Source organism: Halorarum halophilum (assembly GCF_013401515.1).
Lineage (GTDB): Archaea > Halobacteriota > Halobacteria > Halobacteriales > Haloferacaceae > Halorarum > Halorarum halophilum.
Genome location: NZ_CP058529.1, coordinates 2826864 through 2839174 on the forward strand (window position 1 = coordinate 2826864; position 12311 = coordinate 2839174).

At 61.7% G+C, this 12311-nt stretch carries 14 protein-coding genes; 8 read left to right on the plus strand and 6 right to left on the minus strand.

Features of this window, described 5'->3' with window-relative positions; all coding sequences use genetic code 11:
* Positions 1-57 precede the first annotated feature (57 nt).
* A complete protein-coding gene (locus HUG10_RS14270; RefSeq protein WP_179170211.1) occupies positions 58-1317 on the plus strand; it encodes an FG-GAP-like repeat-containing protein in 1260 nt (419 codons plus the stop codon).
* A gap of 4 nt (positions 1318-1321) precedes the next feature.
* On the opposite strand, the gene fer is transcribed toward HUG10_RS14270, so the two are convergent.
* Together fer and HUG10_RS14280 are read right to left on the minus strand one after the other, a co-directional pair.
* Positions 1322-1972 carry a ferredoxin Fer gene (fer, locus tag HUG10_RS14275; RefSeq protein WP_179170212.1) on the minus strand — a complete coding sequence of 217 codons (651 nt, stop codon included), beginning with the start codon at positions 1970-1972 and terminating at the stop codon, positions 1322-1324.
* Between the two features lie 74 nt (positions 1973-2046).
* On the minus strand, positions 2047-3147 hold the full coding sequence (locus tag HUG10_RS14280; RefSeq protein ID WP_179170213.1) for an NAD(P)-dependent alcohol dehydrogenase: 1101 nt from the start codon (positions 3145-3147) through the stop codon (positions 2047-2049).
* A gap of 150 nt (positions 3148-3297) precedes the next feature.
* Here HUG10_RS14280 and HUG10_RS14285 point away from each other — a divergent pair, with 150 nt between their 5' ends.
* Positions 3298-4110: an undecaprenyl-diphosphate phosphatase gene (locus tag HUG10_RS14285; RefSeq protein WP_179170214.1), complete on the plus strand. Its 813-nt coding sequence runs from the start codon at positions 3298-3300 to the stop codon at positions 4108-4110.
* Positions 4111-4399: 289 nt separating this feature from the next.
* On the opposite strand, the gene HUG10_RS14290 is transcribed toward HUG10_RS14285, so the two are convergent.
* A complete protein-coding gene (locus HUG10_RS14290; protein WP_179170215.1) occupies positions 4400-4600 on the minus strand; it encodes a hypothetical protein in 201 nt (66 codons plus the stop codon).
* Between the two features lie 111 nt (positions 4601-4711).
* A complete protein-coding gene (locus HUG10_RS14295) occupies positions 4712-4891 on the minus strand; it encodes a hypothetical protein (RefSeq protein ID WP_179170216.1) in 180 nt (59 codons plus the stop codon).
* A 15-nt stretch (positions 4892-4906) separates the two neighbouring features.
* Between HUG10_RS14295 and HUG10_RS14300 the strand changes: the two genes are divergently transcribed.
* From HUG10_RS14300 to HUG10_RS14320, 5 genes are all read left to right on the plus strand, one after another.
* On the plus strand, positions 4907-5119 hold the full coding sequence (locus HUG10_RS14300) for a hypothetical protein (RefSeq protein ID WP_179170217.1): 213 nt from the start codon (positions 4907-4909) through the stop codon (positions 5117-5119).
* Between the two features lie 329 nt (positions 5120-5448).
* Entirely contained in the window at positions 5449-6465 is a 1017-nt protein-coding gene (locus HUG10_RS14305) for a hypothetical protein (protein ID WP_179170218.1), read from the plus strand.
* 457 nt (positions 6466-6922) lie between these two features.
* Positions 6923-7321, plus strand: a complete 399-nt coding sequence (locus HUG10_RS14310) for a hypothetical protein (protein WP_179170219.1) — start codon at positions 6923-6925, stop codon at positions 7319-7321.
* 285 nt (positions 7322-7606) lie between these two features.
* Entirely contained in the window at positions 7607-8845 is a 1239-nt protein-coding gene (locus tag HUG10_RS14315) for an MFS transporter (protein WP_179170220.1), read from the plus strand.
* A gap of 1251 nt (positions 8846-10096) precedes the next feature.
* Entirely contained in the window at positions 10097-10384 is a 288-nt protein-coding gene (locus HUG10_RS14320; RefSeq protein ID WP_179170221.1) for an amphi-Trp domain-containing protein, read from the plus strand.
* A gap of 574 nt (positions 10385-10958) precedes the next feature.
* Here the strand turns inward: HUG10_RS14320 and HUG10_RS14325 are convergent.
* Both HUG10_RS14325 and HUG10_RS14330 read right to left on the minus strand, forming a co-directional pair.
* Complete coding sequence (locus HUG10_RS14325) at positions 10959-11177, minus strand: hypothetical protein (RefSeq protein ID WP_179170222.1); 219 nt, start codon at positions 11175-11177, stop codon at positions 10959-10961.
* 17 nt (positions 11178-11194) lie between these two features.
* Entirely contained in the window at positions 11195-11380 is a 186-nt protein-coding gene (locus tag HUG10_RS14330; RefSeq protein ID WP_179170223.1) for a surface glycoprotein, read from the minus strand.
* 325 nt (positions 11381-11705) lie between these two features.
* Between HUG10_RS14330 and HUG10_RS14335 the strand changes: the two genes are divergently transcribed.
* Complete coding sequence (locus tag HUG10_RS14335; protein ID WP_179170224.1) at positions 11706-12260, plus strand: DUF7344 domain-containing protein; 555 nt, start codon at positions 11706-11708, stop codon at positions 12258-12260.
* The last annotated feature ends 51 nt before the right edge of the window (positions 12261-12311 follow it).

Genomic DNA, 12311 nt, shown 5'->3' on the forward strand with positions numbered 1-12311 from the left:
TCTCGAACGTCGCCCCGCGGTGGGACGGCTTATGCGTCTCCCCACGAACGGCCGGGTATGCGCCCGCGGACCGCCGCCGTGCTCGTAGTGCTCCTCGGGGTGCTCCTCGCCGGCGTCGGCGCGGTGTTCCTCCAGGACGGCGGGGTCACCCTCTCCGAGCGGTGGGTGAGCGAGACGGGCACCGACATCCGGGGGAACCACCACCCCGTCGCGGCCGGCCGGATCGACGGCGAGGGGATGGTGTACGCCCCCGTCAGCGCCCCCGGCGGAACCAGCGACTGCCGCCTCGTCGGGCTCCACGCGTCCAACGGCTCTACCCGGTGGTCACACGCCGTCCCGCCCGCGAACTGCACGCTCCACGCGGTCGCCGACCCGGCGATCGCCGACCCCGACCGGGACGGGACGACCGAGGTGTTCGCCGCCTCGACGACCGAGGAACTGCTCGGGTTCGACGCCCATACCGGCGCGGTCGAGTTCCGCGTGACCCTCTCGGAGTACGGCTACACCAAACCGGTGATCGCGGACCTGACCGGCGACGGCCGGTCGGAGATCGCGGTCGTCGACGTCTCCGGCACGCTGTTCGTCTACGCGCCCGACGGCTCCCTCGTCTGGGAGCGCGACCTCGGCGGCATCACGAACGGCGCCCCGCAGGCAGGCGACTTCACCGGCGACGGGACGCTCGAACTCGCGGTCGGGACCGGCGCAGGCGAGGCGGTCCTGGTCGACGGCGACGGGACGACCGTCTGGAACCGGAGCACCTGGGACGAGGCCGTGGGCTGGACAACGAGCGGCCAGGCCGACGCCGACCCGGCCCCCGAGTTCGTCGTCGCGACGACGGCCGGCACGGTCGGCGTCCTCGACGGGGTGACCGGCGAGACGCAGTGGCGCCGGGACCTCGGGACGCTGGCGTCCGTCCACGCGTTCGGCGACGGGGACGGCGACGGCGACCCGGAGGTGTACGCCGGCGCCAGGGACAGCGGCCTCCGGGCGTTCGACGCGCGGACCGGCGACCTCGAGTGGACGACGACGCTCACGACCGAGGGGACCCAGATGATGCCCCCGCCGCTGCTCGGCGACCTCGACGGCGACGGCGACCCGGAACTGGTCGCCGCGACCAACGACGGCCTGGTGTCGGTCGTGGACCCGTCGACCGGCGAGGTGCTCGCCACCTACAGCCGCGAGCAGCCGATCTACACGCACCCGACGCTCGCGGACGCCGACGGTGACGGCGCCGTCGAGGCGTACGTGATCTACGGCGACGGGCGCGTCGTCGCCCTCGGCGCGGGGACTGCCGACGATCCGAGCGGGGCGCTCTGACCGGTCAGTCGTTGGCGTGGGCTCGCTCGAACGGGTGGGGCGGCAACCGGAGGTCGTCGAGGTCCGCGAGGTGTTTGACGTTGTAGACGACCTGCAACTCGTCCGTGGTCGGCATCCCGTTGCAGGACAGTCGGATGCCGCGGTCGGTCATCTCCGACGGGAGGATGTGGTCGATCGGCTGCGTCAGCTCCCCCTCCGTGACGGCGACCGCGCAGTTGGCGCACGCCCCGCCCCGGCAGGCGTACGGCCACGCGAACCCGCGGTTCTCGGCCGCCTGGAGGAGGGACTCGTGGGGCTCGACGACGAACCGGCCGTAGTCGCCCGGGTCGAGGCTCTCGGCCGAGGCCTTCTCGAAGAGGTCCGGGTCGTCGAGGTCCCACCCGAAGTCGTCGAGCACCTCGTAGTTGAGGTACTCGACCCGGGACTGCTCGCTCCCCCGGTGGCCCTCCGGGTCCTCGGGCTCGATCTCGTCACCGTCCCAGTCATCCCCGCCGCCCGACCTGATCTCCTCGTAGGCCGCCCTGACGAGCCTGAACTCCTCCGCGGAGCCGCCCTGGTCGGGGTGGGTCTCCAGCACCCGGCGTCGGTACGCCTGGTCGACCTCCCACTCCTCCGCATCCGCATCGATCCGCAGAACGTCGAACGGGGAGTCCACGACCACCGGTAACCGACTCAGGTTGATAAACTTCTCCGACCGGGCCCCTGCTCGGCCTCCTACTGCATCCCCGCTCAGAACCGCAGGATCGGCTTGATGGCCTCCCCGCTCTCCGAGTCGGCGACGGCCTGCTCGATGTCCTCGAAGTCGTAGAACGTGACGAACTCCTCGAACGGGAGTTTCCCCTGCTGGTGGAGCCGCACGAGGTCGGGGACGAACTCCTTGGGGTGTGAGTCGCCCTCGATGATCCCCCGGATCGACCGGCCGAACAGGAGGTCGTTGACGTCGAAGCTCGCCTCGGTGCCGAGCGGCGGCGCGCCGATGACGCCGCACGTCCCGGTCTGCCGGAGCACGTCAGCGCACTGGCGGAGGACCTTCGGGTTGCCGGTCGTCTCCAGCGAGTAGTCGGCCCTGCCGCCGAGGTGCTCACGGATCGTCGCGACCACGTCGTCGACCTTCTCGGGGTTGACCGTCTTCGTCGCGCCGAGTTCCTCCGCCTTCTGCAGTCGGTTCTCCTGCAGGTCGACGACGACGACGTCGCTACACCCCTTGATCTCCGCGCCGAGCAGGCCGCTCAGGCCGACCGAGCCCGCGCCGAAGATGGCGATCGAGGCGCCCGGCTGCGGGTCAAGCGAGTTGATGACGCCGCCCGCGCCGGTCTGGATGCCGCAGCCGAGGGGGCCGAGCAGTTCGAGCGGGGCGTCCTTCGACACGGGGACGACGTTCCGCTCGGTCGCGATGGCGTGGGTGGCGAACGACGACTGGCCGAAGAACAGCCCACCGAGCCGTTCCTCACCCTTCGAGAGGGGCGAGGAGCCGTCGGTCGTCCGGCTCGCCGCGAAGTTGTGGGAGAAGAACTCCTCGCAGTAGGCGACGTCGCCGCTCCGGCAGTTCCGACAGCTGTCGTCGTAGTCGAACGAGCAGACGACGTGGTCGCCCGGTTCGACGTCGGTGACGCCCGGGCCGACCTCCCAAACGACCCCCGACCCCTCGTGGCCCAGTACCGCCGGAAGCGGGGTCGGGAGGTGCTGGTCGCGCACCGAGAGGTCGGTGTGACAGACGCCCGCGCCGACCATCTCGACGAGCACCTCGCCGGCCCGGGGTCGCTCCAGTTCCACCGTCTCGAGTTCGAACGGCCCGCCCTCCTCCCGGACGACCGCGGCCTCGATCTCCATGTCCGAGTGTGTGACCGCATACCGCATAATAGCTGGTGCCGGGTCGCCGAACGCCGCGTTCCGACCGCCATCCCCCCCCCGGGCACCCGACCCCCGACAGCCCCGACACGCATCGGAAGGTCCTTCGGGGTCGCCCCACCCACCCCGGGTATGGACCGGTCGCTCGTCGTCGCGCTCGTCGTCGGCGTCCTCCAGGGCGTCTTCGAGTGGCTCCCCATCTCCAGCGAGGGGAACGTCGCCCTCGCACTCTCGCTGCTCGGGCGTTCGCCCGCCGACGCCGTCGCGTTCGCCCTCTTCCTCCACCTCGGGACCGCGCTCTCGGCGACCGTCTACTACCGCGCGGAACTGCGCGAGGTGCTGGCGCTCCTCCCCGCCTGGCGCCCAGGTTCGGCGTTCGAGGGCGACCAGGCGACCGTCACGTTCCTCGCGGTCGGGACGCTCGTCTCGGGCGTCGTCGGCATCGCCGCCTACTCGACGCTCCTTACAGTGGTCTCGGAGCTGGCCGGGGGGCTGTTCGTCGTCCTCGTCGGTGTCCTGCTCGTCCTCACGGGCCTGTTCCAGCGGCGCTCGAGCGCCGTCTCGCTCGGCGGCCGCGAGGACCCGGATCTCCTCGACGCGCTTCTCGTCGGCGTCGCCCAGGGGGTCGCCATCCTCCCCGGCGTCTCTCGCTCGGGAACGACCGCAGGGGCGCTCCTGCTCAGGGGTCACGACGGCCCCGACGCGTTCCGGTTCTCGTTCCTCCTCTCCATCCCCGCGGCAGTGGGTGGAGGGCTGCTCGCGTACCTCGACGCGGGGCTCGGCGACCTCTCGCCCACTGCCGCGATCGTCGCGCTGGGGGCCGCCGCCGCCGTCGGCTTCCTCACCATCGACGCGCTGATGCGGGTCGTCGAGCGGGTGTCCTTCTGGGCGGTCTGTGTCGGCCTCGGCGCGCTGGCGGTGCTCGGCGGGTTGCTGGTCGTCTGAGTCGAACCCGATCGAACTCCCACGAGGACGAACGGGAAACTCTACCCTGTTGAGCCCCTCAGAACCTGATACGAACCGTGTGGTAGATACAGAGAAGTATTCAGCATAGCGCCAGTATTTGATTCAGAGATACCCAACTGAACCAGTCGCTACGTAGACCCGCGAACTGATCGGCGGAATTTCTATCAGGTACAGATGACGTTCGTCGAGCCACGCTGAATACATAGCGCGTATCTTGGACGGTGTCTCCTCCAGCTTCTGGGTTAGCGAATCGGTCAGTACTGGGGATCTACGTGTCGATATGGTGTACTGCCTCCGGGGAAAGGAGGCGACCAGTTGAGAGTTCGACCCACCCGTTTGCGAGCACACGAAGTTCTCCTTCGTGGAGGACGGTTTCCTGGTCGAAGTCGGCATACACGATCGCGTTCTGGTACTCCTGTACGATGTTTTCAGCGAACTCCTCCCAAAGTGATTCGGTCGAGATAACCATATTGTCACATTCGACAAGCGCAATAAAGTAGTTCCGGGTGATCCGACTACTCGTTCCACAGCGTGTGCCCTCCGAAATACGCAGATCCACCGAGCAGGCGGTTCACCAGGCTCAGCGTGAAACAGATGAAGTCGTTGTGCTGAACTCGCCCTCTGTAGTCAGTACGCTGCATCTGACAGTGGCCACGTAGGTCGGCCCCCTCCATACGAGATACAGGGCGCATGTCTCGCTGAAATCCGGCCCCGGATCGATGCCGTCGACTTTTGCAAGCCTAATCGCTATGCGGTTCACGACCCGAGACCTCCCATGGTCAACTGGAGAAAATACTGGGCCGCGATCGGCGTCGCCGAACTGCTAATCCTTGGAACGCTGTTTTTCCTCTTTCCCGAACCCATCACATCGGTCCTGGGTATCGCTCTCGTTCTCCTCGCTGCCGGGGTTTGGATCGCCGGATGGTATCGGGGAGACCGGGAATCACCGGAGCGTTCAGAGACCGAACGGCGGAGCGTTCGCCGATAACGACGACCACATCACCTGAACTGGTGCTGGAAAATGAGGTCTCGGCAGTTAATCCCCGTTTCGCATTACGTGGCCAACCCCGTTGGCCCGAACGAATCCTTGCTTCCGAAGGAACGCTGAATCCACTCTCTGTATCTCGCACGCCGCTTCTGGCTGAACTCTGGTAGTTTGTCGAGGCGCTGCTGAATACAGAGCGCGTATCGGTCACCAAGTTTTCGTAATTACCTCTTGTAGGAATACTCCAAACAGTGGGTGGAGACGATCGACTACGAGGGAGGCGGCACCAAGTACCTCGTTTTCAAGTGACCTGCCCAATCGGGTGAGCCAGTATGACTGACAAGACCGACATCAGTACGGCCAACACGATGCGTGAGCGCTCAGGCGAGAGTCGGATTAAACTCTGGTTGCTGCTGCGCGCGAACCGCATTCTCGTCTCCATCGTCCTGACCAGTGCCGTGTTCGTCGCATTCGTCTTCGCCGTCGCTGTCCTCGATCCACCGTTTTCACAGCAAATCGAGTCCGGCGACATGATCGACACGATGTTCTCGACGATGATCACGGTCATCGTGACTGGGACGACACTCGTCGTCACGATCGGTCAGCTCGTCCTCTCCCAAGAGAACGGCCCGCTCGGCGATCAACGCGAGCGTATGTCCAGTTCAATGGATTTCCGGGATTATACTGAAGAATTAATCGGATCTCCGAGTCCTGCCGATCCATCCGAATTCCTCCGGCAGATCATCGGAATCACGGCACAACGGACGACGGCTCTTCGAGAGTCTATTGACAAGAATGATAACGAGAACCTCCGAGAAGAGGTCGATGAATTCGCTGAAAGCGTCACTGGGAACGCTGACACGGTGCGTGACCAACTTGAGAATGCGCAGTTCGGCTCGTTCGATGTGTTATTCGCTGCACTAAATTTCAATTATAGCTGGAAAATCTTCCAAGTTGAACGTCTCGCGAACGAATACGAAGAGAGCCTCAATGAGGAAGAACGCGGCTTGCTTGACGACCTCAAAACAGCGCTGTCTCTGTTTGGTCCGGCGCGCGAACACATCAAGACGCTGTACTTCCAATGGGCACTCATTGACTTGTCTCAGATGATTCTCTATGCTGCAGTCCCGGCATTGGCCGTTGCGGGTATCATGGTCGGAATCGTCGATGCGGGGACGTTCCCAGGAAGCACACTCGGTCTCGACCACATCATCCTCGTCGTGGGCGGTGCGTTTGCGGTGACGCTCGTTCCATTCATGCTGTTCGTCTCGTACGTCCTTCGCATCGTCACCATAGCAAAACGGACACTTGCCATCGAGCCGCTGATCCTCCGCAAATCACAACGCTAAGATCCGACGCAGAACTCAAACCTCAGACACGGTTGGATGTGGACGCTTCGTGAGGTACTGAGGTTAGTCACCCTCTGAACGGGCGTCGATTGCTCGCGTCCCGCCACAATTCCAATACCGTCCTCCGCGAGGAGATCGACACAGGCGCTGTTGAATGCCTTTGGGAAATTCCCCAACCCCATTGCAGCCTCTAACATCGAAAATATAGCCCGAAACGATTCGTCGCCCCTAATCCACTGGAATGACCGATGGACACTCTATAGTCAGCACGCCCCTTTTGACAGATGTTGAGTAGATCGTCAAGAGCATGCTGCATACAGGGCGCATAGTCAGCAAGTGGCTCTCCCGAGTCAGCCGCGTGACCCATTGCTCCGTATAGGTGAGGAGCAGATCACCTCACCCGAAAAGTCGTCAGCCTGTAGAAGATACTTATGTGAGTGCCAGTACATCGTGAAATATGGCCTTGCTCTCGCGTCGAGAAGCCCTTGCTTCGGGGGTGGCGACCTTGACCCTCCTGACTACGGGGTGTCTGGGAGGACTCGGAAATGGACTCGGAAATTCCGGTAACCCTGAAGTTCGACTCCACAACGGTGATACAGCCCAACACGAGGCAAAAGTTGTCGCCACCGGTGACTTCGGCAGTCGAACGGAGTCAGCAGTACTCGGTCCCGATGAGGACACTCTATTTGAGAATTTCATTCCGAGGCTTGACTACGATCACCAGTTCACGATTATTGTGACTGTCGATGGTGACGAGGTGTCTACGACGGAACACACCTTGCAAGAGTGGCGGCAGTATCTAATTGAAATTGAAGACTCGGAAACGGTCTCGGTAGAGGGTGAGGTCACTCGATAAGCAGGCCCACGTAGCTACTGTTTCATCGCAAATGGCCTGAAACGAACGAGGACCGCCTACTGCATACATCCTCTGTATGCAGCAGGTGGTTGGTTCCTGCTGCTCGACAGATCAATCGAGCGTTGCTGAATAGAGAGCGCGTATCGGTCACTTACCAGTCGTCTGGTCCCAACTTAGAACGAGAGACCGAGCGAGCGTACCACCTCGCTAGGCTGAGGTATGCGCCCCGTGGTGAATCCGTAATAACAGGATATACTCGTCGACTTTCCGTTCGCCAGCACACGTATGGCTGGAGGCACGGGTGACGGTGTTCGGGGAACACTCTCCGGGAGTATCCTGAAGTACTATCTCTACAAGTCGACGAAAGCGGTCGAGTTCTATCGACCGATTATGTACCTCTTCTTTCTGGCGCAGGGGCTATCGTTCACACAGATCGCGATTCTGGAGGCACTCTACAACCTGACGACGCTGTTTGGGGAGATCCCGACAGGGTATATCGGCGACCGTGTTGGCCGACGCAACAGTCTCCTCATCGGAACGTCCCTCATCTCTCTGACGCTCCTCGGTATCGGCCTGTCGAACTCGTTTCTTCCGCTGGCGGGCCTCTACGTCTGCTGGTCGCTGGGCTACAACTTCCGCTCCGGTAGCGAAGATGCGTGGCTCTACGACACGCTCACCGACGACCTCTCGGAAGACGAGTTCGCCCACGTTCGGGGACGCGGAGAGTCGGCGGCGTTAGCCGTCGGAGTCGTTGCGGCGATTCTCGGTGGGTATCTTGGAAGCATCGACCTCTCGTATCCGTGGTTCGTCGCCGCGGGCGTGACGAGTCTCGGGGTTGTGGTACTGCTCACGCTCGACGAACCGGAGACGTACAAGGACACAGCGACCGATGAACTGAGTCTCCGCCGAACGGTTGGTATCGTCAGGGAGGTCCTCGCTCGCCGTCGTCTCCGGGCGTTCTTGCTCTACTACTACGTTCTGTACGCCGCGGTCACGTACCTCGTGTTCGTCTTCCTCCAGCCGATTTTCGAGACGGTGGCTCTCGACCTCGGCGTGGCCCAGTCGCAGGTCGAGGCCCTACTTGGATGGTTCTACGCAGCGTACAGTCTCGTCGGCGCGATACTCAACTACTACACGGGGACGATCCGGGAGACCATCGGACTGCGAACGTGGTTTCTCGTCCTCCCGTTCGCCGTTGGTGGCGCGTTGATCGGGATGTACTTCCTGCCGCTGCTGGCGCTTCCGACGTTCCTCCTGATACGGGGGGTCTCGGATGTCACACGCTCGTTCGCCGGACAGTACATCAACGATCGCGTGGAGACGCTTGGTCGAGCCACCGTGCTGAGTGCGATGGCGATGGTCAGCGGTCTCGCCGTCGTCCCGTTCCAACTCGGGAGTGGCGTCATCTCCGATGCTGTCTCTCCGCTGTTCGCACTGGGCGTCGGTGGCGTTGCACTCGTCGTCGGGGCGGCGACCATCCTCCTGTGGGAGTCCCCTATCGGCGAAGAATCAGTTCGACACTGACATCTGGCATGGTTAATACACACACAGTAGGCGTCTAACAGACGGTTCACTCGGGACGTTATAGAGAGGGCAGTTCCGTTGCTGAAGACATCCTCTGTAGTCAGCACGCTCCTGTTGACAGGAATTGAGTAGATTGTCGAGAATGTGCTAACTACAGGGCGCGTCTCGGGCACGAGAACGAGACAACGTGACGGTCGACGGAATCGCTAAGAACAGGTAAGACACCTATCGGGGATGCACCTATCCCCCTCACATCTTGTCAAGATTGGCTTGCTGTAGGATTCTACATATCGGTGCATGGGAGAAACTCTGTATTTCCACACTTGCACCTATCGCCTACCCCAATCGGGCGAATTCCTCCATGATCTGTCTTCTGAACCGGGTATATCTCCCCACAGTCCACGCACATCCCAAGCCCATCGGGATCTCCACCTGTCGTTGGCTCATGTTCTTCGGCTGCGTCCGGCTTGTTGCGTTTCGGTGATTCGAATCCTCGTTTCATGGACTCAACCGAACCTACCGGGGCGAACACCGATGTACTCCCTTGATTTTCACTGAGGGTGGTTGTGTGACGAACTGAGTGACAATGGAGTCCATACCCACAAAGTAGGTTATTCTTAGCGGCTGTTTCGTCGCTGATGGCCTGAAACGAACGATGACCGTCTACTGAATACATCCTCCGTAGTCAGCACGCCGCTTTTGACAGGAATAAGGCAGGGTCCTCGATCTCTGCTGCATACACAGCGCTAGTCGGTCAATAGATTGGGACTCGACAGGAGCAAATTTAGGACATTAGTCGATTCCCCCTACTGGCGAGACAAAGTACTTGTAGACCCAATGTGGGAGAAATATTATGAATTACCAAAGAGTGAGACAACTCCTCCTCAACCGTGAAGTCGTATTCACATCCATTGTATCAACGGGGGGGATGTACATTGCATTCTTCGGAATGGGTAATCCAGATCTTTGGCCGTTCACTGGATTGGGACGACGAACGACTTTTTTCTTTGGGTGCGGACCCTACTCTTGTATTCTAACCTCGTGGGGCCTTGGGATTCTCTACACCTCCATTTTTTCTGTCATAGTTGGTGGTATCGCCCACACAATCCTTACAGAAGCGCCAACTCAGCCGTGAAAATTGCTCACTGAATACAGAGCGCGAATACAGTACGTTCCTCACACCGATTGATGGGGTGATCTCTCTAGATACAGAGCATGCACTTATCGGTGCAGGGGGTGTATTGTCACTATATGCCTGAGGAAGTCCTGTTCAGCTCGGAGAGCGTTCAGACCCGCGAAGAAATCGCATCGTATCTTCGCAGTGTCGCTGACAAGCTCGATCAAGGCGGTGCGGTCACGCTAAAATCCGGGTCCGAGTCCGTGACAATGGAGCCGCCAGCTCGTCCGACGTTCGAGGTCAAAGCCGAACGCGAGGGACCAACGGACGGGCCAGGTGAGCTGAGTATCGAGTTCGAACTCGAATGGGACGAGAACGGCAGTGAAGGGGACGGCGGGAGGGGCCAGTTAGAAATCGAGTGATCAGTTAGCAATCCTCCTTCGCAGTTGATTCGGTCACAGCCAGTTGAATCTATCAGGACGAGCGCGTGGTCTCTGTGAGTGACCTGCCGGATTCCCGTGGAAGATCTGCCGGGAATTAGTTCTCCTCGGAAGTGACCCCAGTACAGCGGATTTATGTGACGCTACGTGCGGGTGAAGCGGTTACCGGAGCAACTACCGATTCCTCCGGAATCTGCCAAACGTCGCCTGCTGAATATCACGTTGCAGTCAAACACCAGTACAGTTGCTCAACGGAACAGGATGAGGCGGACGTGGAGTCGGATGCCTGTTACCTCGTCACCCCCGACGATGCGCAACGTATCAACGGCACCACTGTGTCGCCCTGTTAGAGTCCGTACTCGACTGGACGATAGGTGGCTCACCTGTACTTAGCGATACAATAGAAAGCCACATCGGCCAGCACTCGTGCCTGATACGCGCTATCTCTGCAGGACACCCATTGAAACACATCTTTGATCGAGGTTTCAACGAAGCGAAAAACCGATTCGACGGGGCGTCAGCCCCGCGTCCGGAGTCGACCCGCCGACGGGACGACTTACTCCTGTCCGATCCTGACGTAAGCGATGGCGCCAACGATGGCGACCAGCAGCAGGACGCCGAGCAGGAGCCCGACGTTGAAGCCGCCGAGTTCCTCCACCGGGTCATTGGTCGGCTCGTCGGTGCCCTCGTCCGCGGGTTCGTCGGTGGACTGGTCGGCCGGTTCGTCGGTCGGCGTGGCCGCCCCGCTCCCGTCCGCGGAGCCGACCGCGAACACCGAGAAGCCGGGCGTCGTCAGGCGCTGACGGGCTCACCGTTTGCGGTCGCGTCGAAGCCCGTCAGTTCCTCGGCATTGCCGACCGCTGTTCCTTGATCCGCCAGTACCGTCCCGACTAACGAGACGTTCATCGCAACGACTGATGTAATCATCAGCGTCGCGAGGATGATCGCGCGTATCGTGCGTGTCGTATTCCGTGTCATGATTTCGTTAGATAGCCCGGCAGCACCCAGCGCCCTCCACCGACGTCCGACGCCGGCGGAGCGCACCCACCCCGAGAACTCACGCGAGCCCCGGTCTGCAACTGCTGGACCGGCTGGTTGCTATCAACGAACTCACAGAACGGAGACGGCATAGTATTGGACCGATTATGTACCGCTTAATGCCCGGTTTAACACGAGCCTGCACGTCTAAACCGCGGGCTTAATCGCCGGATGGTTCCGCCCCCGGCCGTCGCAAATTCCATCTCGGCTCTCATGACATTATAGAATAGTTTGATTAGTAAGGTGTACGTAGGTGGTATCGACTGTGGCAACCCGACTTCCCCCAGCGACTGCCGCCCCTTCCTCAAGGCTCGAGGAGACGACGATCCACGACGTGTTGAGCAACGAGCGTCGGCGGTCGCTGCTCTCGTTGCTCGCGGACGAGGGGGAGGACTACACGCTTCGAGAGCTCTCGGAGCGGATCGCGGAACGCGAGTCGGGGACGACGCCTGCCCCCCGGGACGTCCGGCAGAGCGTGTACGTCTCGCTCCAGCAGACCCACGTCCCGAAGCTCGTCCGACTCGGCATCATCGAGTACGCCGAGGACGACCACACCGTCCGGCTCAGCGACCGCGCGGGCGACGTGACGGTGTACCTCGAGGTCGTCTCGGGGTGCGAAATCGCCTGGAGCGAGTACTACCTCGGCCTCGGGATGCTCGGCCTGTTCGTCCTCCTCGCGAACGCGACGGGCGTGCCCGGGCTGTCGGCGATCCCCCCCGGCGTCCTCGCCGGACTCTTCTTCGTGCTCCTCGCGGCGTCGGCCGCCTATCACACCTGGACGCTCGGGAGTACCGTGTTCCACCGGATGCTCGCGCGGTAGGGGTGGATCGGGCACAGCACATTCTGCGCCAAGAGACCGACACCCCCTGAG

Coding starts and splice junctions, on each gene's coding strand:
- HUG10_RS14270 (WP_179170211.1), top strand. CDS start 58: ATGCGCCCGCGGACCGCCGCCGTGCTCGTAGTGCTCCTCGGGGTGCTC.
- HUG10_RS14280 (WP_179170213.1), bottom strand. CDS start 3,147: ATGGAGATCGAGGCCGCGGTCGTCCGGGAGGAGGGCGGGCCGTTCGAA.
- HUG10_RS14285 (WP_179170214.1), top strand. CDS start 3,298: ATGGACCGGTCGCTCGTCGTCGCGCTCGTCGTCGGCGTCCTCCAGGGC.
- HUG10_RS14290 (WP_179170215.1), bottom strand. CDS start 4,600: ATGGTTATCTCGACCGAATCACTTTGGGAGGAGTTCGCTGAAAACATC.
- HUG10_RS14300 (WP_179170217.1), top strand. CDS start 4,907: ATGGTCAACTGGAGAAAATACTGGGCCGCGATCGGCGTCGCCGAACTG.
- HUG10_RS14305 (WP_179170218.1), top strand. CDS start 5,449: ATGACTGACAAGACCGACATCAGTACGGCCAACACGATGCGTGAGCGC.
- HUG10_RS14310 (WP_179170219.1), top strand. CDS start 6,923: ATGGCCTTGCTCTCGCGTCGAGAAGCCCTTGCTTCGGGGGTGGCGACC.
- HUG10_RS14315 (WP_179170220.1), top strand. CDS start 7,607: ATGGCTGGAGGCACGGGTGACGGTGTTCGGGGAACACTCTCCGGGAGT.
- HUG10_RS14320 (WP_179170221.1), top strand. CDS start 10,097: ATGCCTGAGGAAGTCCTGTTCAGCTCGGAGAGCGTTCAGACCCGCGAA.
- HUG10_RS14330 (WP_179170223.1), bottom strand. CDS start 11,380: ATGACACGGAATACGACACGCACGATACGCGCGATCATCCTCGCGACG.